Source organism: Xanthomonas sp. 60, assembly GCF_011761925.1.
The window spans coordinates 119,818-143,137 of the sequence record NZ_JAASQW010000002.1 but is presented as its reverse complement, the minus strand read 5'-3'; the positions used below and the strand labels follow the sequence as shown (position 1 = coordinate 143,137).

The 23,320-nt window shown below is 66.1% G+C and carries 22 protein-coding genes and 1 tRNA gene; 22 read left to right on the top strand and 1 reads right to left on the bottom strand.

The genetic code is table 11. The features are described 5' to 3' along the window. Positions 1-30: 30 nt before the first annotated feature. The 5 genes from trpB to glmM all read left to right on the top strand — a co-directional run bounded on the left by trpB (position 31) and on the right by glmM (position 5,123). On the top strand, positions 31-1,248 hold the full coding sequence (gene trpB / locus FHY09_RS04560; RefSeq protein ID WP_166924644.1) for a tryptophan synthase subunit beta: 1,218 nt from the start codon (positions 31-33) through the stop codon (positions 1,246-1,248). Continuing rightward, positions 1,245-1,898 (top strand): hypothetical protein, encoded by a 654-nt coding sequence (locus tag FHY09_RS04555; RefSeq protein ID WP_166924642.1) that lies wholly within the window; start codon positions 1,245-1,247, stop codon positions 1,896-1,898. Before trpB ends, FHY09_RS04555 begins: the two co-directional genes overlap by 4 nt. 2 nt (positions 1,899-1,900) lie before the next feature. Continuing rightward, positions 1,901-2,704 (top strand): tryptophan synthase subunit alpha, encoded by an 804-nt coding sequence (gene trpA, locus FHY09_RS04550; protein ID WP_456362721.1) that lies wholly within the window; start codon positions 1,901-1,903, stop codon positions 2,702-2,704. Positions 2,705-2,880: 176 nt separating this feature from the next. After that, positions 2,881-3,762 (top strand): acetyl-CoA carboxylase, carboxyltransferase subunit beta, encoded by an 882-nt coding sequence (gene accD / locus FHY09_RS04545; RefSeq protein ID WP_166924637.1) that lies wholly within the window; start codon positions 2,881-2,883, stop codon positions 3,760-3,762. Continuing rightward, positions 3,762-5,123, top strand: coding sequence for a phosphoglucosamine mutase (gene glmM / locus FHY09_RS04540; RefSeq protein ID WP_166924636.1), 1,362 nt, complete (start codon positions 3,762-3,764; stop codon positions 5,121-5,123). Before accD ends, glmM begins: the two co-directional genes overlap by 1 nt. A gap of 55 nt (positions 5,124-5,178) precedes the next feature. On the opposite strand, the gene FHY09_RS04535 is transcribed toward glmM, so the two are convergent. Then, entirely contained in the window at positions 5,179-7,044 is a 1,866-nt protein-coding gene (locus FHY09_RS04535; RefSeq protein ID WP_166924634.1) for a sulfatase-like hydrolase/transferase, read from the bottom strand. A 105-nt stretch (positions 7,045-7,149) separates the two neighbouring features. Here FHY09_RS04535 and FHY09_RS04530 point away from each other — a divergent pair, with 105 nt between their 5' ends. The 17 genes from FHY09_RS04530 to FHY09_RS04450 all read left to right on the top strand — a co-directional run bounded on the left by FHY09_RS04530 (position 7,150) and on the right by FHY09_RS04450 (position 23,294). After that, the gene (locus tag FHY09_RS04530) at positions 7,150-8,142 is read left to right on the top strand and encodes an isopenicillin N synthase family oxygenase (RefSeq protein WP_166924632.1); all 993 of its coding nucleotides are present in this window, start codon (positions 7,150-7,152) and stop codon (positions 8,140-8,142) included. A 155-nt stretch (positions 8,143-8,297) separates the two neighbouring features. After that, positions 8,298-9,053, top strand: a complete 756-nt coding sequence (tpiA, locus tag FHY09_RS04525) for a triose-phosphate isomerase (protein WP_166924629.1) — start codon at positions 8,298-8,300, stop codon at positions 9,051-9,053. A gap of 33 nt (positions 9,054-9,086) precedes the next feature. Beyond that, the gene (gene secG, locus FHY09_RS04520; RefSeq protein ID WP_166924626.1) at positions 9,087-9,527 is read left to right on the top strand and encodes a preprotein translocase subunit SecG; all 441 of its coding nucleotides are present in this window, start codon (positions 9,087-9,089) and stop codon (positions 9,525-9,527) included. A 49-nt stretch (positions 9,528-9,576) separates the two neighbouring features. Then, positions 9,577-9,661 (top strand) — tRNA-Leu (locus tag FHY09_RS04515). A gap of 114 nt (positions 9,662-9,775) precedes the next feature. Then, positions 9,776-10,132 carry an NADH-quinone oxidoreductase subunit A gene (locus tag FHY09_RS04510; RefSeq protein ID WP_166925495.1) on the top strand — a complete coding sequence of 119 codons (357 nt, stop codon included), beginning with the start codon at positions 9,776-9,778 and terminating at the stop codon, positions 10,130-10,132. Next, positions 10,123-10,677 (top strand): NuoB/complex I 20 kDa subunit family protein, encoded by a 555-nt coding sequence (locus FHY09_RS04505; RefSeq protein ID WP_042614961.1) that lies wholly within the window; start codon positions 10,123-10,125, stop codon positions 10,675-10,677. The genes FHY09_RS04510 and FHY09_RS04505 overlap by 10 nt, the downstream gene beginning before the upstream one ends. Before the next feature lie 33 nt (positions 10,678-10,710). Next, a complete protein-coding gene (locus FHY09_RS04500) occupies positions 10,711-11,457 on the top strand; it encodes an NADH-quinone oxidoreductase subunit C (RefSeq protein WP_166924624.1) in 747 nt (248 codons plus the stop codon). Next, positions 11,454-12,761: an NADH-quinone oxidoreductase subunit D gene (locus FHY09_RS04495; RefSeq protein WP_166924621.1), complete on the top strand. Its 1,308-nt coding sequence runs from the start codon at positions 11,454-11,456 to the stop codon at positions 12,759-12,761. The genes FHY09_RS04500 and FHY09_RS04495 overlap by 4 nt, the downstream gene beginning before the upstream one ends. Positions 12,762-12,858: 97 nt before the next feature. Further along, positions 12,859-13,386 carry an NADH-quinone oxidoreductase subunit NuoE gene (gene nuoE / locus FHY09_RS04490; protein WP_166924619.1) on the top strand — a complete coding sequence of 176 codons (528 nt, stop codon included), beginning with the start codon at positions 12,859-12,861 and terminating at the stop codon, positions 13,384-13,386. Positions 13,387-13,389: 3 nt separating this feature from the next. Continuing rightward, positions 13,390-14,730 (top strand): NADH-quinone oxidoreductase subunit NuoF, encoded by a 1,341-nt coding sequence (gene nuoF / locus FHY09_RS04485; protein ID WP_166924615.1) that lies wholly within the window; start codon positions 13,390-13,392, stop codon positions 14,728-14,730. Then, a complete protein-coding gene (gene nuoG, locus FHY09_RS04480; protein WP_166924594.1) occupies positions 14,727-16,976 on the top strand; it encodes an NADH-quinone oxidoreductase subunit NuoG in 2,250 nt (749 codons plus the stop codon). Before nuoF ends, nuoG begins: the two co-directional genes overlap by 4 nt. Continuing rightward, positions 16,973-18,067 (top strand): NADH-quinone oxidoreductase subunit NuoH, encoded by a 1,095-nt coding sequence (gene nuoH / locus FHY09_RS04475; RefSeq protein WP_166924592.1) that lies wholly within the window; start codon positions 16,973-16,975, stop codon positions 18,065-18,067. Before nuoG ends, nuoH begins: the two co-directional genes overlap by 4 nt. A gap of 4 nt (positions 18,068-18,071) precedes the next feature. Continuing rightward, positions 18,072-18,560, top strand: a complete 489-nt coding sequence (gene nuoI / locus FHY09_RS04470) for an NADH-quinone oxidoreductase subunit NuoI (protein WP_166924590.1) — start codon at positions 18,072-18,074, stop codon at positions 18,558-18,560. Between the two features lie 9 nt (positions 18,561-18,569). After that, the gene (locus FHY09_RS04465; RefSeq protein ID WP_166924588.1) at positions 18,570-19,241 is read left to right on the top strand and encodes an NADH-quinone oxidoreductase subunit J; all 672 of its coding nucleotides are present in this window, start codon (positions 18,570-18,572) and stop codon (positions 19,239-19,241) included. Then, positions 19,238-19,543 carry an NADH-quinone oxidoreductase subunit NuoK gene (nuoK, locus tag FHY09_RS04460; protein ID WP_042614969.1) on the top strand — a complete coding sequence of 102 codons (306 nt, stop codon included), beginning with the start codon at positions 19,238-19,240 and terminating at the stop codon, positions 19,541-19,543. Before FHY09_RS04465 ends, nuoK begins: the two co-directional genes overlap by 4 nt. Positions 19,544-19,550: 7 nt before the next feature. Continuing rightward, positions 19,551-21,764 carry an NADH-quinone oxidoreductase subunit L gene (nuoL, locus tag FHY09_RS04455; RefSeq protein WP_166924586.1) on the top strand — a complete coding sequence of 738 codons (2,214 nt, stop codon included), beginning with the start codon at positions 19,551-19,553 and terminating at the stop codon, positions 21,762-21,764. Between the two features lie 21 nt (positions 21,765-21,785). After that, on the top strand, positions 21,786-23,294 hold the full coding sequence (locus FHY09_RS04450) for an NADH-quinone oxidoreductase subunit M (protein ID WP_166924584.1): 1,509 nt from the start codon (positions 21,786-21,788) through the stop codon (positions 23,292-23,294). The last annotated feature ends 26 nt before the right edge of the window (positions 23,295-23,320 follow it).

Genomic DNA, 23,320 nt, shown 5'->3' with positions numbered 1-23,320 from the left:
TATCGGTCACCTGATCCACCGGTTGCCCTCATGTCTGCCTCTCCCATCGCTGATTTCCACGCGTTCCCGGACGCCACCGGCCACTTCGGCCGTTACGGCGGCAGCTTCGTCGCCGAGACCTTGGTCGGCCCCCTGCAGGAACTGGCCCTGGCCTATGACCAGGCCCGCCAGGACCCGGCGTTCCAGCTCGCCTACGACCGCGACCTGGCGCACTACGTCGGTCGCCCAAGCCCGATCTACCATGCCGAGCGCCTGAGCGACCACGTCGGCGGGGCGCGCATCCTGCTCAAGCGCGAGGACCTCAACCACACCGGCGCGCACAAGATCAACAACACGGTGGGCCAGGCGCTGCTGGCCGCGCGCATGGGCAAGAAGCGCATCATCGCCGAGACCGGCGCCGGCCAGCACGGCGTGGCCAGCGCCACGGTCGCCGCGCGGCTGGGCCTGGAGTGCGTGGTCTACATGGGAGCCACGGACATCGAGCGGCAGAAGATCAACGTCTACCGCATGAAGCTGCTCGGCGCCACCGTGGTGCCGGTGACGTCCGGCTCGGCGACGCTGAAGGATGCGCTCAACGAAGCCATGCGCGACTGGGTGTCCAACGTGCAGGACACGTTCTACATCATCGGCACCGTGGCCGGCCCCGATCCGTATCCGCGCATGGTGCGGGACTTCAACGCCATCGTCGGCCGCGAAGCGCGCGAGCAGATGCTTGCCGAATACGGCCGCCTGCCGGATGCGATCACCGCCTGCGTGGGCGGTGGCAGCAATGCGATCGGTCTGTTCCACGCCTTCCTCAATGACCCCGGTGTCGAGATCTTCGGCGCCGAAGCCGCTGGCGACGGCATCGAGACCGGTCGCCACGCCGCATCGATCGCAGCCGGTCGCCCGGGCGTGCTGCATGGCAACCGTACCTACGTCCTGTGCGACGACGACGGGCAGATCATCGAAACCCATTCGGTCTCGGCCGGCCTGGATTATCCCGGCGTCGGGCCCGAGCACGCGTTCCTTGCCGACAGCGGCCGGGCCACGTATCTGGGCATCACCGATGAAGAGGCGCTGCAGGCCTTCCATCTGCTGGCGCATACCGAAGGCATCCTGCCCGCGCTGGAGTCCAGCCACGCGCTGGCGCAGGCGATCAAGCTGGCGCGTGGGCGCCCGCGTGATCAGATCGTGCTCTGCAACCTGTCCGGTCGCGGTGACAAGGATGTGCACACCATCGCCGCGCGTGAGGGCATGGTGCTGTGAACCGACTGCAGCGCCACGGTGGCGCGGTGCTGCTGGTGATCGGCGTAAGCGCCTGCCAGCCGCCCGAGCCCCCCGTGCTGGCGCCGTCGGCGGCGGCCACCCGCCAGCCCGCGCGGCAGGCGGCCGCCAACGATGATGGCCCGGCCGTGTCCGGAACGGTGGGCACGGACGATGAAGCGCCGGCGTCGGTCGCGCTCGATCACGCCGGTGACGTACTGGTCGGCCAGCGCCTGGCGGATCTGGAGGAACTGGGTCCATGGCAGTCGCGCGGCAGCATTGAAGCGGGTCCGCGCACCTGTAGTTTCCTCGCCGGTACGGCGCTGCCCGAGGGCGTGCTGATGCGGGTGGACGATGACCATGTGGTCCGTTTCGATCTCGGCCAGGGCCCGGAGCCGGACGCGCTGCTGGGCCAGCCGGGACCGTTCGGGATCCGGCTCGGCATGCCGCGCGAAGCGGCGGTCGGCCGGCTGCCGGGGGATGCGCCGGCCCTGATGCTGTCGCCGCCGTCCGAGGCGGCGGACGAGTACCTGCTGTGGCAGGACCCGGACACCGACCTGGCGCTGGGCATCGAAGTGTATGAAGAGAGGGTGGTCCGCCTGTACTGGGGGATCAGCGAAGCCGTTGAACTGATTGAAGGATGTTCCGAATGACCGTGTCACGCCTCGATGCCTGTTTCCAGCAGTTGCGCGCCGACGGCCGCAAGGCCCTCATTCCTTTCGTCACCGCCGGTGATCCCGGGCTCGAGGCGACCGTGCCGGTGATGCGGGCGCTGGTGGAGGCCGGCGCGGATGTGATCGAGCTGGGCGTTCCGTTCTCCGATCCGATGGCTGACGGCCCGACCATCCAGCGCAGCTCCGAGCGGGCGTTGGCGCGCGGCGCAGGACTGCGTTACGTGCTGGACACCGTGGCCAGCTTCCGCCGCACGGATGCGCGCACCCCGGTGGTGCTGATGGGCTATCTGAACCCGGTGGAGATCCATGGTTACGCGCGCTTCGCAGACGCTGCCATCGCCGCCGGGGTGGACGGCGTACTGCTGGTGGACCTGCCGCCGGAAGAGGCAGCCGAGGCCAAGGCAGCCTTCGCCGCCGCCGGGCTGGCACTGATCCTGCTGGCCTCGCCGACCACCAGCGATGCGCGCGCCGCAACGCTGCTCGAGCTGGCCCAGGGGTATCTGTACTACGTGAGTTTCGCCGGTGTCACCGGTGCATCCGAACGCCTGGACAGCACCGTGGCCGGCCATCGCCTGCAGGCCCTGCGCGCGCAGGCCCGGGTGCCGGTGGTGGCCGGTTTCGGCATCAAGGATGCCGCCAGTGCGGCCGCCATGGCGCGTGATGCCGACGGCGTAGTGGTGGGCAGTGCCCTGGTGGCGGCCCTTGCCGAAGCCGGCTCGGCGCAGGACGCGGCGACCCGTGCCGGTGCCTTCCTGGCGCCGCTGCGGCAGGCGATCGACGCCTGATCCGGCACGCTGCAGCCGCTGTGCCGCGGCGCCGCCCGGGCCCGCGCATGGCCGGCGCCGGGCACCGCAACGTACGTGGCAGCATGGTTTTCAGGGGTGCACGGGCGGGGAGGGGCTGAGCTAGACTGTCCGCCTTTGCGGCCTCCGGGCCGCCCTGCACGGAAACTGCAACCCGCATGAGTTGGCTCAGCAAGTTGATGCCGTCGGGCATCCGCACCGACAACGTCCCCAGCAAGAAGCGCAGCGTCCCTGAGGGGCTGTGGGAGAAGTGCCCCAGCTGCGGTAATGCCTTGTACGGGCCGGAACTGGAAGCGAACCTGGAGGTGTGCCCCAAGTGCGGCCACCACATGCCGATCCGCGCGCGTGCGCGCCTGGCCAGCCTGTTCGACCCCGGCAGCACCACCGAGATCGCCGAACGCCTGGGCCCGAACGATCTGCTGAAGTTCAAGGACCAGAAGAAATACGCCGAGCGGATCCGGACCGCCCAGAAGAACACCGGCGAGTACGATGCGCTGATCGCCCTGCGTGGCCTGCTCAAGGGCCGTCCGCTGGTGGCCGCCTCCTTCGATTTCGCCTTCATGGGCGGGTCGATGGGCTCGGTCGTGGGCGAGCGTTTCGCGCTCGCGGCGGAGACCGCCCTGGAGATCGGCGCGCCGTACGTGTGCTTCTCCGCCAGTGGTGGCGCGCGCATGCAGGAAGGCCTGTTCTCGCTGATGCAGATGGCCAAGACCTCGGCGGCGCTGGGCAGGCTGCGCGAAGCCGGGCTGCCTTACATCTCGGTGTTGACGCACCCGACCACCGGTGGTGTGTCGGCCTCCTTCGCGATGCTCGGCGACATCAACATCGCCGAGCCGCGTGCGCTCATCGGCTTTGCCGGCCCGCGGGTTATCGAGCAGACCGTGCGCGAGAAACTGCCGGAAGGGTTCCAGCGCTCCGAGTTCCTGCTCGAGCACGGTGCGATCGACCAGATCTGCGACCGTCGTGAACTGCGTGACCGTCTGTCCGAGCTGCTGGCGATGATGCGCCGCGAACCGGCGCCGGCCGCCGGAGAAGCCTGATGGCGGCACGGCGTTATTTCGGCACCGACGGCATCCGCGGCCGGGTGGGCGAGGGCGTGATTTCCGCCGATTTCGTGCTGCGCCTGGGCAACGCGTTCGGTCGCGTGCTGGTCGCGCAGTCGGGCCCGTCCGCGCGGCGTCCGGTGGTGGTGATCGGCAAGGACACGCGCATCTCCGGCTACATGTTCGAAGCTGCGCTGGAGGCCGGGCTGGTCGCCGCCGGCGTGGACGTGCAGCTGCTCGGTCCCATGCCCACGCCTGCGGTGGCGTTCCTCAGCCGGACGCTCGGGGCCGACGCGGGCATCGTCATCAGTGCGTCGCACAACCCGCACCACGACAACGGCATCAAGTTCTTCTCGGCCATCGGTGAGAAGCTCGACGATGCCACCGAGAGCGCGATCGAAGATGCGATCGATTCACCGTTCACCACCGTGGAGTCCGGCCGGCTCGGCAAGGCCGCCCGGGGCCGCGAGGCGATCGGCCGCTACATCGAATTCTGCAAGGCCAGCGTGCCGCGCAGCTTCGACCTGCGCGGCATGCGCCTGGTGCTGGACTGCGCGCACGGCGCCACCTATCACATCGCGCCGCTGCTGTTCCGCGAGCTGGGTGCGGAGGTCATCACCATCGGTGTGTCGCCGGACGGTCTGAACATCAATGCCGGGGTCGGTTCGATGCACATCGACAGCCTGGCCGCCAAGGTGCGTGAGACACGCGCGGACCTGGGCATCGCCTTCGATGGCGATGGCGACCGCGTGCTGATGGCCGACGACCAGGGCCATCCGGTGGACGGCGATGACCTGCTCTACGTGCTCGCCCGGGCCTGGCAGGCCGAGGGCCGCCTGCACGGACCGGTGGTGGGCACGCTGATGACCAATTTCGGCCTGGAAAAGGCGCTGGCGGAACTGCAGATCCCGTTCCAGCGCAGCAATGTCGGTGACCGTTACGTGCACCAGGCGCTGGTGGAGGGCGGTGGCGTGCTGGGCGGGGAAGCCTCCGGCCATCTGCTCTGCCTGGACCGCGCCACCACCGGCGATGCCATCGTCAGCGCGCTGCAGGTGCTGGTCGCGCTGCGCCAGCAGGGCAGCAGCCTGCGCCAGGCCCTGGGGCCGCTGTCCAAGGTGCCGCAGAAGACCGTCAATGTGCGGCTTGGCGACGTTTCGGCCAAAGCCACCGTGCAGGCAGGAAGCGTGCAGCAGGCACTGGCCGAAGCGCAGCAGGCGGTCGCCGGGCGCGGGCGCGCGTTCCTGCGTCCCTCGGGCACCGAGCCGGTGGTGCGCGTTACCGTAGAAGCCGATGACGGCGCCCTGATGCAGGCCACGCTCGACCGCCTGGCGACGGCAGTCAGGGCGGCTGCGGCCTGAGGTCCAGCGGGCGGCCCTGTCCCGAGGGCCGCCCGTCCATCGTGTCGTGCAGGCATCAGCGCCTGCGGAACTGCGTCAGTTCGTTCCATGCCTTGCGCACACTCGCCGCATCCGGTGCCTGGTCAGGCAACGGCAGGTAGTGGCGATCCAGTGCGGTCGCGCTACCGAATTTGTCGAACACATAGGTGGCCTCGCCGTGGCGGATCCCGCGCTGCGACCAGCTCTCCACCATCAACGCACGCGGCCCGGCCGGTGCAGGCGCGAGCAGATCCTGTCCAGTGCTGAAGGCCTGCAGCGCGTTTTCGCAGCCGAACGCGTGGCGCATCAGCGTGGGCACCCAGTCCTCGTGTGAGCTCATGCGCGATTGCGGGCCCGGCGCCTCGCCCGGCCACCGCAGCACGAACGGCACCTGCAGCTGGTAATCCGAAAAGTTGCCGTTGTGGCCCCAATAGTTCAGCCCGAGGTCGTTGAACTCTTCGCCGTGATCGCCGGTGACAAGCACGATGGTGTTGTCCTCCAGTCCCTGCCTGCGCAGCGTCTGAAGGAGGGCGCCCACCAGGGCGTCGGCGCGGTGCACGGCCGTGCGGTAGCGGTTGCGTTCGGGTGTCGCGTCGTGGTCCGCATCCAGCGCGAGGAAATCGATGTCGGCGGCCATCGGCGTGGCCAGGGGCGGGTAATCCGGCGGCAGGTGGTAGGGCGCATGCGTGCCGTCGAGGAACGCAAAGCCAAACCACGGCGTGGTGCGGTCGCTACCGGCGATCTGCTCGTCCAGGGCATCGATGACCCACTGGTCGCGCGCGGCGACCCCCAGCCGGGAAGGTGCCGTCCGGATGCGGTCGCGGATGCCCGCGAAGGCCGTGCGGTCGAACTCGGGGCTGTAGAGCGGTGCGCTGCCATACACATGGATCGCATAGCCCTGCTGCTGCATGACATCGAAGAGCAACGAGCCGCGCTGCTCGGCCAGCATGGGCTGCCAGTAGCCGCCGGGCAGGCCGTACAGCAGCCCGAACAGGCCGAAGCGGGTCGCATTGCCGGTGCTGTAATGATGCGTGTACACGCGGGAGTCCCGCGCCAGGGCCCAGGTGTTGGGCATCACCGTGGCATCAAGGGCATCGGCGCGCAGGGATTCCAGCACCACCATCAGGATGTTGGGACGCTGGGGGCTCTGGCAGCGCAGCGGCTCCAGCGGCCACGCCAGCGCACTCATGCGCGGATCGGGCAGGGCAGGCTGCTCATGCACCGCAACGCCCAGTGCGCGCATCTGCCGCTTGGCAGTGATCGGCTGCGCCCAGGGCAGGTAGGCCCACTGGCTGATCACCGCGCGCTCGCCGCGCGCGTCGTAGTACGCACTGCCCAGCTGGCCGGCGATCATCAGCAGCGCGGCGGGCAGCCAGGCCGCAAGCACCGCACGGCGCGCCCATGTGGCGGGCAGCAGGCGCCAGCAGGCCCAGGCCAGCAGCGCCTGCGCCGCGAACACCGCCAGCACCACCGCCACCACCTGCAGCCAGCTGCCCGGGGACAGGCTCACCTGGTCCTGCAGGGCGCCGCCGAACACCATGTTCAGCACCATGGCATTGAGGTGGAAGCGGTACAGCGCGAAGACCTTGGCGTCCACCAGCAGCAGGCACAGCCAGAGGCCCTGGCCGATCACCGCCGCCAGCGTGAGCGCGCGTCGGTTGCACCGGAACAGCGCCAATGCTGCCGCCACGGCACTGGCCAGGCTGCCGAAGGCGAGGAAATGGCCCGGCAGCGCCAGCGCCAGGTAGATCTGGCCGAGCGGGCCGCCCGGATTGTCGCGCCATGGGATGTTGCCCATCGCGATGGCGATGGCCACGGCGGCGTTGAGGGCGGTGAACAGGGTGAGCCACGCGAAGGCATGCCAGCGGTCGGCTGCGGGCAGGGGGGTGGAGGGTGCGGCCATGACGGTCCAGGGCAGGGAGGGCGCCGACAGGGGCGTGGCGCGAAGGCGCGCATTGTAGCCGTCCGTGTCGACGTGTCGCTGGCGGCGCACGGTCGATCTGTCACAATGCGCGTTGGACTGCAGGCCGGTCCACGCTTTTCAACCGATCACCCAGGAACCGTTGTGAGCCAGATCCCCACCCTCGACATCACCCGTTTCGACAGCGACCGCGAGGCCTTCGTGGCCGAGCTGGGCGCGGCCTACCGCCAGTGGGGCTTTGCCGGCATCCGCAACCACGGCATCCCGCAGTCGGACATCGACGCCGCTTACGACGTGTTCAAGGCGTTCTTCGCCCTGCCTGACGAGGTCAAGCGCCAGTACCACGTGGCCGGCGGCGGCGGCGCGCGCGGCTACACGCCGTTCGGCGTGGAAACGGCCAAAGGGTCCAAGCATTTCGATCTGAAGGAGTTCTGGCATATCGGCCGTGAGATTCCGGACGATTCGAAGTACCGCGAAGTGATGCCGCCGAACCTGTGGCCGTCGGAGGTCGACGGCTTCCGCGAGCGCGGGTACGCCCTGTACCAGGCGTTGGACAACCTGGGCTCGCGGGTGCTCTCGGCGCTGGCGCTGCACATCGGGCTGCCGCAGGATTTCTTCGCCGACAAGACCAACTTCGGCAATTCCATCCTGCGTCCGATCCATTACCCGCCGATCACCACCGATGCCATCCCGAACGTGCGCGCCGGCGCGCACGGCGACATCAACTTCATCACCCTGCTGGTCGGCGCGAGCGCGGCGGGCCTGGAAGTGCAGTCGCGCGAGGGTGAGTGGGTGCCGTTCACCTCGGATGCGGACACCATCGTGGTCAACATCGGTGACATGCTGCAGCGGCTGACCAACCACGTGTATCCGTCGACGATCCACCGCGTGGTCAATCCGCCGGGTGAGCTGGCGCGCCAGCCGCGGTACTCGGTGCCGTTCTTCCTGCACCCGAACCCGGATTTCCTGATCGATGTGCTGCCTTCGTGCGTCTCGGAAGAAAACCCGAGCCGGTACCCGGAGGCGATCACCGCCCACGGCTTCCTCGAAGAGCGCCTGCGCGAGATCAAGCTCAAGTAAGGCCGGCTGCGCCGCACGCCAGCGGCCGCCTGGCCGGACCGCATCGACAGCGCAGCGCTCCGACGCTGCGCTGTTTCTGTCTGTAACCGGTTACGGTCCAACGACCGATGATTTCATTCGTTATCATGTCCGGCTGATACGAAACGGAGCCACCCATGCGCCGCAAGATCGTTGCCGGAAACTGGAAACTGCACGGCACCCGCGAATTCGCGGTCTCCCTGGTCACCGATATCGCCAACGGCGCCCCCGGCGCCGGCGTGGAGCTGGTCATCCTGCCCCCCCTGCCGTACCTGGGTGAACTGGTCGACGACTTCGCCGACACGGCCGTGACCTTCGGCGCGCAGGACGTCAGCAGCAACGAGAAGGGTGCCTACACCGGCGAAGTCTCCGCGGCCATGCTGCATGAAGTCGGCGCCCGGTACGGGCTGGTGGGCCACTCCGAGCGTCGCCAGTACCACCATGAGAGCAGTGCGCTGGTGGCACGCAAGTTCGCCGCCGCGCTGCATGCCGGCCTGATCCCCATCCTCTGCGTCGGCGAGACCCTGGAGCAGCGCGAGAACGGCCAGACCGAGGCGGTGATCGCCAGCCAGCTGGCCCCGGTGCTGGCGCAGGTGGGCGGGCAGGGCTTCGCCAACGCCGTGGTGGCCTACGAGCCGGTCTGGGCCATCGGCACCGGCCGCACGGCCAGCAAGGAGCAGGCACAGGACGTCCATGCTTTCATCCGTGGCGAAGTGGCCAAGGTGGATGCTAGAATTGCGGATTCACTGCCCATCCTTTACGGCGGCAGCGTGAAGCCCGACAACGCCGCCGAACTGTTCGCGCAGCCGGACGTCGACGGCGGGCTGGTGGGAGGCGCCTCGTTGGTCGCCACCGATTTTCTGGCCATCGCCCAGGCGGCGGCTGCAACCTGATTCAAGCACTACTGTCCGAGGACGGATTCCCAGATGCTGATGTTGATCCTCAATGTCGTTTACGTGCTGGTGGCCATTGCCATGATCGCGCTGGTCCTGATGCAGCGTGGTTCCGGCGCAGCCGCCGGCTCGGGCTTTGGTGCCGGTGCCTCGGGCTCGGTTTTCGGCGCGCGCGGCGCGTCCAACTTCCTGTCCAAGTCGACGAAGTGGCTGGCCGTGGTGTTTTTCGGCATCAGCCTGTTCATGGCCTGGTACGCCGGCCATGGCACCCGGCCGGCCTCGCAGCAGGATCTGGGCCTGATGTCCGTGCCGGCGGCAACGGCCCCGGCAGTGCCCGCGGCCGACGCCGCAACCGTCCCGCCGGCCACCCAGGCCCCGGTGCAGCAGCCGGTTCCGGCCGCGACTGTGCCGGCTCAGGCGGAAAGTAAAAATTCTGGTCAAGAAAAGCAGTCCGAAGGCTCCCAGAAAGACTGAAGACGGTTACAATACGCAGCGCGCCGGGTTACCTCCGGCGCTGACGCAAGCCCAGGTGGCGGAATTGGTAGACGCACTACCTTGAGGTGGTAGCGACTTAGGTCGTAGGGGTTCGAGTCCCCTCTTGGGCACCATTTAGTAAGTAAAGCGGGTATGTCTGGCGCGCTCGGCGCCAGAGACCGTTACCCGTCCACTCCCCCATGCCAAAGCGCCTGCAGGCGCGGCGGCAGAGGCAAGAGAGAATCGCTGTGCTGGCCGAATATTTGCCGTCTCTGCTGTTTCTGATCGTCGCCACGGGCATCGGCATCTCGCTGATGCTGATCGGCCGATTCCTCGGTCCGCGCCGGCCCGATCTAGAGAAGCTGTCGCCGTACGAGTGCGGCTTCGAAGCGTTCGAAGACGCACGCATGAAGTTCGACGTGCGCTACTACCTGATCGCCATCCAGTTCATCGTCTTCGACCTGGAAATCATCTTCATCGTGCCCTGGACGCAGGTTTTCATGGAGCTCGGCGCCCGTTCGCTGGTCACCATGGGTCTGTTCGTCGGCATGCTGTTCCTCGGCTTCATTTACGTCTGGAAGAAGGGAGCGCTGGAATGGGAGTGATCCAAACTCTCGACGGCCTGATGAACAACCCCACCCCCGAAGGGCGGGTTGACGACATCCTGCGGCCAGCCGGTGATAATCCGCTGCTGGAAAAGGGCTATGTCACCACCAGTGTCGACGCGCTGCTCAACTGGGCCCGCACCGGCTCCATGTGGCCGATGACCTTCGGCCTGGCCTGTTGCGCCGTGGAAATGATGCACGCCGGTGCCGCGCGCCTGGACCTGGACCGTTACGGCGTGGTGTTCCGTCCTTCGCCGCGCCAGTCCGACGTGATGATCGTGGCCGGTACCCTGGTGAACAAGATGGCCCCGGCGCTGCGCAAGGTCTACGACCAGATGCCGGACCCGAAGTGGGTCATCTCCATGGGCAGCTGCGCCAACGGCGGCGGTTATTACCATTATTCGTATTCGGTGGTCCGCGGCTGCGACCGCGTGGTGCCGGTGGACATCTACGTCCCGGGCTGCCCGCCGACCGCCGAGGCGCTGGTGTACGGGATCCTGCAGCTGCAGAAGAAGATCTGGCGTACGCAGACCATCGCCCGCTGACCCTTACTCCTTTCGAGAGCGCGCCAAGCCCCCATGGCAGAGCAAGCATCCTTCATCGACCGACTTTCCGCACGTTTCGCTGGCGCGAAAGTCATCGTGGTCGAACCCCGCGGCGAAGTGACGCTGGAAGTGCCTGCCGCCGAGTGGCACGCCACCGCGCGCGCGTTGCGTGACGAATTCCAGTTCGAGCAGGCGGTCGACCTGTGCGGCGTGGACTACCTGGGCTACGGCTCGGACGAATGGGACACCTCCGATGTCTCCTCGCAGGGCTTCAGCCGTGGCGTGGAAGGCAAGGCCGTGGGCCGTTTCTCCTGGGGCGAATTCCCGAGCGAGGAAGCTGCTTCCGGTGCGCGCCCGCAGGGGGTGCCGCGTGAGCGCTTCGCCGTGGTGGCCCAGCTGCGTTCGCTGCAGCACAACCTGATGCTCCACCTGCGCTGCTTCGCGCCGGGCGAGGGGCTGCCGATGGTTGCCTCGCTCACCGACATCTGGCCGGGCCTGAACTGGTTCGAGCGCGAAGCGTTCGATCTGTTCGGCGTGATCTTCGAAGGGCACCCGGACCTGCGCCGGATCCTGACCGACTATGGTTTCGTGGGCCATCCGTTCCGCAAGGATTTCCCGCTGATCGGCAACGTCGAAGTGCGCTACGACGAAGAGAAGAAGCGTGTTGTGTATGAACCGGTCACCTCGGTGGAGCCGCGTGTCGGCGTGCCCCGCGTGATCCGTGACGACGCCCATCTGCAGACCGCTGCAGGCGAGCGGACGCAGGAGGCAGTGAAGTGAGCCAGTTCCATCAAGCGCACGAAGGTTTCGCCAGCAACGTGGCGGAGAGCCGGCAGGAAATCCGCAACTACACGATGAATTTCGGCCCGCAGCATCCGGCCGCGCACGGTGTGCTGCGCCTGATCCTGGAAATGGACGGCGAAACCATCATGCGTGCCGACCCGCACGTGGGCCTGCTGCACCGGGGCACCGAAAAGCTCGCTGAATCGAAGCCGTTCAACCAGTCCATCGGTTACATGGACCGCCTTGATTACGTGTCGATGATGTGCAACGAGCACGCCTACGTGCGTGCGATCGAGACCCTGATGGGTATCGAGGCGCCGGAGCGTGCGCAGTACATCCGCACGATGTTCGATGAAATCACCCGCATCCTGAACCATCTGATGTGGCTGGGCTCCAACGCACTCGATCTGGGTGCGATGGCGGTGATGCTGTATGCCTTCCGCGAGCGCGAAGAGCTGATGGACTGCTATGAAGCGGTCTCCGGCGCGCGCATGCATGCGGCCTACTACCGTCCCGGCGGCGTGTACCGCGACCTGCCCGATCACATGCCCAAGTACAAGGAATCGCGCTGGCACAAGGGCAAGGCGCTCAAGCAGCTGAATGCTTCGCGCGAAGGTTCGCTGCTGGATTTCATCGAGAACTTCACCAACGAATTCCCGGGCCGTGTCGACGAATACGAGACCCTGCTGACCGACAACCGCATCTGGAAACAGCGGACCGTGGGCATCGGCGTGGTGACGCCGGAGCTGGCCAACGCCTGGGGCATGACCGGCGTGATGCTGCGCGGTTCCGGCGTTGCGTGGGACCTGCGCAAGAAGCGCCCGTACGCCAAGTACGATGCCGTGGACTTCGACATTCCGCTGGGCAAGGAAGGCGACTGCTACGACCGTTACCTGTGCCGCGTGGCGGAGATGCGCGAATCGAACCGCATCATCAAGCAGTGCGTGGCCTGGCTGCGTGCCAATCCCGGTCCGGTGATCGTCGACAACTTCAAGGTCGCTCCGCCGAGCCGCGAGGCGATGAAGGACGACATGGAAGCGCTGATCCATCACTTCAAGCTGTTCAGTGAAGGCTACTGCGTGCCGGCCGGCGAGACCTACGCCGCCGTCGAGGCGCCCAAGGGCGAGTTCGGCTGCTACCTGATGTCCGACGGTGCCAACAAGCCGTTCCGCGTGCACCTGCGTGCGCCGGGCTTCGCCCACCTTTCCTCCATCGATACCGTGGTGCGTGGCCATATGCTGGCCGACGTCGTCGCGATGATCGGTACTTACGACCTGGTGTTCGGAGAGGTGGACCGGTAATGCCGGGCGTCCTTCCAACACTGACCGCAGGCAGCCGGCGCAAGCCGGCGCCGCGTCATCTGGAGTCTCAACTCATGTATTTCGCTGAGGTCGGCCGATGAAGGCGACAGGTAATTTCGAGGCGGCGCGCGACGTCGACCCGATGGTGGTGCTGAGCGACAAGACCCGTGCTCACATCGATCACTGGCTGTCCAAGTTCCCGCCGGACCGCAAGCGCTCGGCGGTGCTGCAGGGGCTGCATGCCGCGCAGGAACAGAATGGCGGCTGGCTGACCGACGAACTGATCGCAGGGGTCGCCAGGTACCTGGACCTGCCGCCGGTGTGGGCCTATGAGGTCGCCAGCTTCTACTCGATGTTCGAGCTGGAAAAGGTCGGCCGCCACAACGTGGCGTTCTGCACCAACATCAGCTGCTGGTTGAACGGCGCCGAGGACCTGGTCGCGCATGCCGAGAAGAAACTCGGTTGCAGGACCGGCCAGTCCACCGCCGACGGCCGCATTTACCTCAAGCGCGAAGAAGAATGCCTGGCCGGTTGTGCCGGTGCCCCGATGATGGTCATCAACGGCCATTACCACGAGCGCCTGACCGTCGAGAAAGTCGACGAGCTGCTGGACGGGTTGGAGTAAGCCATGGCACATCATCACGCACCCACCGGTCCGGTCGGTCCTGCACCGCTGCCGCACCAGGTCGTCTACACCACGCTGCACTACGACACGCCGTGGTCGTACGAGAACTACCTGAAGACCGGTGGTTACGCCGCGCTGCGCAAGATCCTCGAAGAGAAGATCTCGCCGGAGCAGGTCATCGAGATGGTCAAGCAGTCCAACCTGCGTGGCCGCGGCGGCGCAGGCTTCCCGACCGGCCTGAAGTGGTCGTTCATGCCCAAGGGCCCCATGCAGAAGTACATCCTGTGCAACTCGGATGAATCCGAGCCGGGAACCTGCAAGGACCGCGACATCCTGCGCTACAACCCGCATTCGGTGGTGGAGGGCATGGCGATCGCCTGCTACGCCACCGGATCGACCGTGGGTTACAACTACCTGCGCGGCGAGTTCCACCACGAGCCGTTCGAGAACTTCGAGCAGGCCCTGGCCGACGCGTACGCCAACGGCTGGCTGGGCAAGAACATCCTCGGCAGCGGCGTGGACATCGACATCTACGGTGCGCTGGGCGCCGGTGCCTACATCTGCGGCGAAGAAACCGCGCTGATGGAATCGCTGGAAGGCAAGAAGGGCCAGCCGCGCTACAAGCCGCCGTTCCCCGCGAACTTCGGCCTGTATGGCAAGCCCAGCACCATCAACAACACCGAAACCTATGCGTCGGTGCCGGCGATCATCCGCAATGGTCCGGAGTGGTTCGCCGGCCTGTCGCTGACCAAGAACGGCGGCCCGAAGATCTTCTCGGTCTCCGGTTGCGTGCAGAAGGGGGGCAATTTCGAGGTGCCGCTGGGCACCACCTTCGACGAACTGCTGGAGATGGCCGGTGGCCTGAAGCCGGGCCGTACGCTGAAGGGCGCGGTCCCCGGCGGCGTGTCGATGCCGGTGCTGAAGGCCGAAGAGCTCAAGGGCCTGCAGATGGACTACGACACCCTGCGTGCCCTGGGCACCGGTCTGGGTTCGGGCGCCATCGTGGTGCTCGATGACAGCGTGTGCTGCGTGAAGTTCGCCTGCCGCATCAGCCAGTTCTTCCACAAGGAATCCTGCGGGCAGTGCACGCCGTGCCGCGAAGGCACCGGCTGGATGCACCGCGTGCTGGAGCGCATCGTCGCCGGCAAGGCCACGATGGAAGACCTGCACCAGCTGAAGACGGTAGCCGGCCAGATCGAAGGCCACACCATCTGCGCGTTCGGTGAAGCGGCGGCATGGCCCATCCAGGGGTTCCTGCGCCAGTTCTGGGACGAATTCGAGTACTACATCGTCAACGGTCATTCGATGGTTGACGGCAAGAAGGTGGAGGCTGCTGCCGCATGAGCGCGCAACCCAACAACCCGGGCATGACGCCGGCCGTGGTGCCCGAAGGGCACGTGTCCATCGAGATCGATGGCAAGGCGCTGGTGGTCCCCAAGGGGTCGATGATCATCCAGGCGGCCGACAAGGCCGGCATCCCGATTCCGCGCTTCTGCTACCACGAGAAGCTGCCGATCGCCGCCAACTGCCGCATGTGCCTGGTGGACGTGGAGAAGTCGCCGAAGCCGGCGCCCGCGTGCGCCACCCCGGTGATGGATGGCATGAAGGTCGCCACCCGCAGCGAGAAGGCGCTGAAGTTCCAGCGTTCGGTGATGGAGTTCCTGCTCATCAACCATCCGCTGGACTGCCCGGTCTGCGATCAGGGCGGTGAGTGCGAACTGCAGGACGTCTCGCTGGGCTACGGCCGTTCGGTCAGCCGCTTCAACGAGCGCAAGCGCGTGGTCGTGGACGAGGACATGGGGCCGCTGGTCGCCACCGAGATGACCCGCTGCATCCAGTGCACGCGCTGCGTGCGCTTCACCGCGGACGTGGCCGGCACCTACGAGCTGGGCGGCATGTACCGCGGCGAGAACCTGCAGATCGGCACGTACGACGGCAAGCCGCTGACCACCGAGCTGTCGGGCAACGTGGTGGACGTGTGCCCGGTCGGCGCGCTGACCAACAAGGTGTTCCAGTTCCGTGCCCGTCCGTGGGAGCTGCAGGCGCGCGAGTCGCTGGGCTACCACGATGCGATGGGTTCGAACCTGTTCCTGCACGTGCGTCGTGGCGAAGTGCTGCGCACCGTGCCGCGCGACAACGAGCGCGTCAACGAGTGCTGGCTGTCCGACCGTGACCGTTATTCGCACCAGGGACTCTACAGCGAAGACCGTGCGGTCAAGCCGATGCGCAAGGTCAACGGCGAGTGGAAGGAAGTGACCTGGGCCGAAGCACTGGCCGCCGCCTCGGACATCCTCAAGGCGAACCGCGGCGATGCCCTTGGCGTGCTTGTGCACCCGTCGACCTCGAACGAGGAGGGCGCGCTGCTGGCACGCCTGGCCGCCGGCCTGGGTTCGACGCACATCGACCACCGGATCGGCAACCGCGATTTCTCCGATGCCGCCACGGCTGAAGTGTTCGGCCTGCCGCTGGCCGATATCGAAGGCGCGGACCACGTGGTCGTGCTCGGCAGCAACCTGCGCCATGAGCTGCCGCTGCTGCATGCCCGCCTGCGCAAGGCGCAGACCGGCAAGGGAACGAAGATCCACGTCGTCAACCCGGTGGACTTCGACTTCGCCTTCAGCATCGCCGGCAAGCAGATCGTCGCACCGTCGAAATTCGCCGATGCACTGGCCAACGCCGAGCTGCGCTCAGCGGTGCAGGGCGGTGGCAACACCGTGCTGATCGTGGGCGGGATCGCCGAGAACCATCCGCAGGCAGCCGCCATCCGTGCGGCAGCACGTGATTTCGCGGCCGCCACCGGTGCGAAGCTGTGCCGTATCCCGCAGGGTGCCAATGCCATCGGCCTGTCCCGCGCCGGCGTGCTGCCGGCCGGCAAGGACGTGGCGGCCATGCTCGCGCAGCCGCGCCAGGCGTATGTGATCTATGGCATCGAACCGGGTCTGGACTTCGCCGATGCACCTGCCGCGCGCAGGGCCCTCGCCGGTGCCCAGGTCGTGGCCTTCAGCCAGTTCGCCTGCACCTCCACCCGCGATGTGGCCGATGTGATCCTGCCGATCGGCGCCCTGCCGGAAGTGGACGCCACGCTGACCAATCTCGATGGCCGCGAGCAGTCGGCGCGCGCCGGCGGCAAGCTGCCGGGCGAGGCCCGCGAGGGCTGGCGCGTGCTGCGTGCACTCGGTGGTGACCTGGCCGTGGCCGGTTTCGAATTCACCGATCTGGCCGGCCTGCGTGCCAGCCTGGCCCCGGTAAGCGTTTCCGTGTCTTCGTCGCCGGCTGCGGCCGTGGCACAGGACGGTCTGGAAGTCGCCTCCACGGCGGCGATCTACCGCACCGATGCGGTCGTCCGTCGCGCCCCGGCGCTGCAGGCCCATCCGCTGAACACCGCGCCGCGCATCGTGCTCAACGCCGAGGACGCCGCCCGCCTGCAGCTGCAGGAAGGGCAGATGGCCAAGGTCGGTACCGATGCCGGGCGCGCCACGCTGCCGGTGGTTGTCGATGCCCGTGTCGCCGCGGGTTCGGTCTGGATTGAGTCGGGCCACGGTGCAACCGCACCGCTGGGTGCGGCTCGTGTAACGGTGGTGGCTGCATGAACGAATTGCTGATCAATGCGGTGGATCCGCTGCACCAGTGGCTGCTTGGCCTGGGTGAAATCGGTGCGCTGCTCTGGATCATCCTGAAGATCCTGGTGATCACCCTGCCGGTGATCATCTCGGTGGCGTTCTACGTGGTCTGGGAGCGCAAGCTGATCGGCTGGATGCACGTCCGCCATGGCCCGATGTACGTGGGCATGGGCATCTTCCAGGCCTTCGCCGACGTCTTCAAACTGCTGTTCAAGGAAGTGCTGCAGCCGGCCAACGCGCACAAGGTGATGTTCGTGCTGGCACCCCTGATCACCCTCGCACCCGCGTTCGCGGCGTGGTCGGTGGTGCCCTTCGACGCGCAGCTGGTGCTGTCCAACGCCAATGCCGGCCTGCTGTACCTGCTGGCGATGACCTCGCTCGGCATCTACGGCATCATCCTCGCCGGCTGGGCATCCAACTCGAAGTACGCGTTCCTCGGCGCCATGCGCGCCTCGGCGCAGATGATCAGCTACGAAATCGCGATGGGCTTCGCCCTGGTCGGCGTGATGATCGCGTCGGGCAGCCTGAACCTGAGCAACATCGTGCTGGCGCAGGCCGGCAATTCGGGCTTCTTCGACTGGTTCCTGATCCCGCTGTTCCCGCTGTTCATCGTGTACTGGGTGTCCGGCGTGGCCGAAACCAACCGCGCGCCGTTCGACGTCGTGGAAGGTGAATCGGAAATCGTCGCCGGCCACATGGTCGAGTATTCCGGTGGTGCCTTCGCCCTGTTCTTCCTGGCCGAATACGCGAACATGATCCTGATCAGCTTCCTGATCTCGATCTTCTTCCTCGGTGGCTGGCTGAGCCCGATCCAGGGCTGGGTCAATCCGGGCGAGATCTCCCCGTTCGTGGACTGGATCTGGCTGGGCGGCTGGCCGTGGCTGTTCGTCAAGGTGTTCTTCTTCGCCAGCGCGTACATCTGGTTCCGCGCCAGCTTCCCGCGCTTCCGGTATGACCAGATCATGCGGCTGGGCTGGAAAGTCTTCATCCCGCTGACCATTTTCTGGATCGCGGTCACCGCCGTCATGGTGTTCTTCGGCGTGATTCAAAAGGGCGTCTAACGTAATGAACAGAATTACCCATTACTTCAAGAGCCTGCTGTTGCTCGAGCTGCTGGCCGGCCTCTGGCTCACGCTCAAGTACAGCTTCAAGCCGAAGTACACCTTGATGTACCCGATGGAGAAGTTCCCGCAGTCCCCGCGCTTCCGCGGCCTGCACGCCCTGCGCCGTTATCCCAACGGTGAAGAGCGCTGCATCGCCTGCAAGCTCTGCGAGGCGGTCTGCCCGGCGCTGGCCATCACCATCGATTCGGCCAAGCGCGAGGACGGCACCCGCCGCACCACGCGTTACGACATCGATCTGTTCAAGTGCATCTTCTGCGGCTTCTGCGAAGAAAGCTGCCCGGTGGACTCCATCGTCGAGACCCACATCCTCGAGTACCACTTCGAGAATCGTGGCGAGAACATCGTTACCAAGCCGCAGCTGCTGGCCCTGGGAGATCGGCTTGAGTCCGAGATCGCCGAGCGCCGCGCCGCTGATGCCGCTTACCGCTGAGGTCGAGACATGGATTGGGTAAATATCGCTTTCTGGGTGTTCGCTACGGTGGCCTGTATCTCGGCTGCGGCGGTGATCACGGTGCGCAACCCGGTCAATGCCGTGCTGTGCCTGGTGCTGACCTTCTTCTCCATCGCCTGCGTCTGGCTGCTGGTGGGTGCCGAGTTCCTCGGCGTCGCGCTGGTGCTGGTCTACGTCGGCGCAGTGATGGTGCTGTTCCTGTTCGTGGTGATGATGCTGGACATCGATGCCAGCAACCTGCGCCAGGGGTGGGTGCGCTACCTTCCGCTCGGGCTGGTCGTGGCGGTGGTCATGCTGGTGCAGATGGTCACGCTGATCGGGGTGAAGGGCAGGGCAGTCACGCCCTTCCCGGCGGACAACGCCGCGGCGGTGGCCGCTGACAGCTCCAACATCACCTGGCTGGCGCGCAGCCTGTTCACCGAATACCTGCTGCCGTTCGAGTTCGCCGCCGTGATCCTGACCGTTGCGGTCATCGCCGCGGTCATGCTGACCCTGCGCCACCGTACCGGCCTGAAGACGCAGAACCCGGGCGAGCAGACCATGGTCAAGGCCACCGACCGCCTGCGCGTGGTCAAGATGAGCGTGGACCAGCCGTTCGTGCACAGCAACAGCAAGGCATCGGTCGATGCACCGGCCGCAGGCGAGGAGGCCAAGCCATGATCACGTTGGGCCACATTCTGGCGCTGGGGGCGGTGCTGTTCTGCATCAGCCTGGCCGGCATCTTCCTCAACCGGAAGAACGTCATCGTGCTGCTGATGTCCATCGAACTGATGCTGCTTTCGGTGAACATCAATTTCGTCGGGTTCTCGCGTGAGCTGGGTGACACGGCCGGACAGCTGTTCGTCTTCTTCATCCTCACCGTGGCCGCGGCCGAGGCCGCGATCGGCCTGGCCATCCTGGTAACCCTGTTCCGTACACGTCGCACGATCAATGTCGGCGAAGTCGACTCGTTGAAGGGCTGATTGACCGATGGAAATCACACTCGCCAAGAGCCTGTTGATCGCAGTGGTGCTCGCACCGCTGTTCGGCAGCATCATTGCCGGCCTGTTCGGTCGTCAGGTCGGGCGCCTCGGTGCCCAGACCATCACTATCCTGGGCGTGGCCGTCAGCTGCGCACTGTCGATGTTCACGCTGTACCAGCTGCTGTGGGGCGGCGCGCAGCCGTTCAACCAGAACCTGTACACCTTCTTCGAGGTGGGCCAGTACGCGGCGCACGTCGGCTTCATGGTCGACAAGCTCACCGCGATGATGATGGTGGTGGTGACCTTCGTGTCGCTGCTGGTGCACATCTACACCATCGGCTACATGGAAGAAGACCCGGGCTACCAGCGCTTCTTCAGCTACATCTCGCTGTTCACCTTCTCCATGCTCACGCTGGTGATGAGCAACAACTTCCTGCAGCTGTTCTTCGGCTGGGAAGCGGTGGGCCTGGTGTCGTACCTGCTGATCGGCTTCTGGTTCAAGCGCCCGACGGCGATCTTCGCCAACATGAAGGCCTTCCTGGTCAACCGCGTGGGTGACTTCGGCTTCCTGCTCGGCATCGGCGGCGTGCTGTGGGTGTTCGGCACCCTCGACTACGCCACCGTGTTCGCCAAGATCATGGATTCGCAGCTGGCCAATGGCGCCATCCAGGTCTGGTCCGGCTCCTTCAGCCTGTTCGGCACCACCGTGCAGGTGCTCGACGCACCGGTGGTGTGGGCCAGCGCCACGGTGATCTGCATCTGCCTGTTCATCGGCGCCATGGGCAAGTCCGCGCAGGTGCCGCTGCACGTGTGGCTGCCTGACTCGATGGAGGGCCCGACCCCCATCTCCGCGCTGATCCATGCCGCGACGATGGTCACGGCCGGCATCTTCATGGTCACGCGCATGTCGCCGCTGTTCGAGCTCTCGCAGACGGCGCTGAACTTCGTGCTGTTCATCGGCGCGACCACGGCGTTCTTCACCGGCCTGATCGGCATCGTGCAGAACGACATCAAGCGCGTGGTCGCCTATTCCACGCTGTCGCAGCTGGGTTACATGACCGTCGCGCTCGGTGTGTCGGCGTACTCGGCCGCCGTGTTCCACCTGATGACCCATGCCTTCTTCAAGGCACTGCTGTTCCTGGGTGCCGGCTCGGTGATCATCGCGATGCACCACGAGCAGGACATGCGCAAGATGGGCGGCCTGCGCAAGTACATGCCGATCACCTTCATCACCATGTGGATCGGCACCCTGGCCCTGGTCGGCACGCCGTTCTTCTCCGGCTTCTACTCGAAGGATGCGATCATCGAGGCCGCCGAGATCCATGCGCACATGTCCAGCAGCTGGGTGGCAACCTATGCCTACTGGGCGGTGCTGGGCGGCGTGCTGGTGACCAGCTTCTACAGCTTCCGCCTGCTGTTCATGACCTTCCACGGCAAGGAGCGCTTCCGTGACGTGGTGCATGACGAGCACGGCCACGGCCATGAGGCGCACGCGGCGGACGCGGCGGACGCCCACGCGCACGATGCGCACGCGGTGACCACCGACGGCCATGCAGCCCATGGTGACCATGGCCACCACGGCCACGGTGCGCACGAACCGCATGAGACGCCGTGGGTGGTGACCCTGCCGCTGATCCTGCTGGCCATCCCGTCGATCGCCATCGGTTTCTTCGCCATCGGCCCGATGCTGCACGGTACCGACTGGGCCGGACATCACACGGTCGCCGCGATCAAGGGCCAGGCCACGAACTTCTTCACCGGCATCGTCGACTTCTACGACCCGGCCAAGGACACCGTGGGCTTCCTGACCGAACACTTCCATGGTCCGGTCGCGTTCGCGCTGCACGGCATGACAGCAGCGCCGTTCTACCTGACCGTTGCTGGGTTCCTGCTTGCCGCGCTGTTCTACCTGTGGAAGCCGGACCTCTCGGGCCGGGCGCGCCGCACCTTCGCGCCGGTGGTCTCGGTGCTGGAGAACAAGTACGGCATGGACAAGCTCTGGATCGACGGTTTCGCCGGTGGCGGCGTCAAGCTGGGCCGGGTCTCGCGCTGGATCGACACGAACATCGTCGACGGCACGGTCAACCTGGTGGCACGTGGTGCGGATGTTGCAGCGAATGTGCTGCGTCGTACCCAGTCCGGTTTCCTCTATCACTACGCCTTCGCGATGATCATCGGCCTGATTGCCCTCCTGGGCGCGCTGATGCTCTACCTGCGTTGATGACCTGTACGGAATAAGAACGTGTCGAACTGGCCACTACTCAGCATTCTCATCTGGCTGCCGATCATCGGCGGTGCCCTGGTCCTTGCTCTCCGTGATGCGCAGACCGCCCGTTGGGCGTCGCTGGGCGTCGCGCTGCTGACCTTCGTCCTGAGCCTTCCGCTGCTCACCGGCTACGACCCGGGGATCGACGCGCTGCAGTTCGTTGAAACCCTGCCGTGGATCCCCGCCTACGACATCGGCTACAACCTCGGCGTGGATGGCATCGCCATCGCGCTGATCTGCCTGACCACGCTGGTCAGCGTTTTGGCGCTGATCGGCGCCTGGAGTGCGATCGACAAGCGCGTGAACCAGTACGTGGCCGCCTTCCTGATCCTGGAAGGCGTCACGGTGGGCATCTTCGCCGCCACCGACGCGATGCTGTTCTACGTGTTCTTCGAAGCGATGCTGATCCCGATGTTCCTGATCATCGGTGTCTGGGGCGGCCCGCGCCGCATCTACGCCGCGCTGAAGTTCTTCCTGTACACCTTCCTCGGCTCGGTGCTGATGCTGGTGGCGCTGGTGTACCTGTACATCAAGGGCGGCAGCTTCCAGCTGGCCGATCTGTACGCACTGCAGCTGACGGCCACCGAACAGACCTGGATCTTCTTCGCGTTCCTGATCGCATTCGCGGTCAAGGTCCCGATGTTCCCGGTGCATACCTGGCTGCCGGACGCCCACGTGGAGGCCCCGACCGCCGGTTCGGTGATCCTGGCCGCCATCGCGCTGAAGATCGGTGGCTACGGCTTCCTCCGCTTCAACCTGCCGATCGTGCCGGACGCCTCGCAGGAATGGGCCTGGCTGGTGATCGCGCTGTCCTTGATCGCCGTGATCTACGTGGGCCTGGTCGCACTGGTGCAGGACGACATGAAGAAGCTGATCGCCTATTCGTCGATCGCGCACATGGGCTTTGTCACCCTCGGTACCTTCATCGCGCTGTGGCTGGTGCGTGAGGCCGGCAACGTCGACGCCGCCCGTCTGGGCCTGCAGGGCGCGATGGTGCAGATGATCTCGCACGGTTTCGTTTCCGGTGCGATGTTCTCCTGCGTCGGCGTTCTGTACGACCGCATGCACAGCCGCCGGATTGCCGATTACGGCGGCGTGGTCAACGTCATGCCGTGGTTCGCCACCTTTGCCATGCTGTTCTTCATGGCCAATGCCGGCCTGCCGGGTACCTCCGGGTTCGTGGGTGAGTTCATGGTCATCATGGCCTCGTTCCAGCGCAATCCGTGGATCGCCCTGGGAGCGACGACCACGCTGATCATTGGTGCGGCCTACACGCTGTGGCTGTACAAGCGCATCTTCTTCGGCGAGGTGGCCAATGCCCACGTCGCCGAACTCAAGGACATCAACGGGCGCGAATGGCTGGTCTTGGGTGTGTTTGCCGTGGGCGTGCTCGCCCTGGGCATCTACCCGAAGCCGCTGACCGACCTGATGGAGCCCTCCATCGCGAAGCTGGCCATGCAGATCGCATCCAGCAAGCTGCTCTGAGCGGGCCCACGAGCGCACTGATTCCA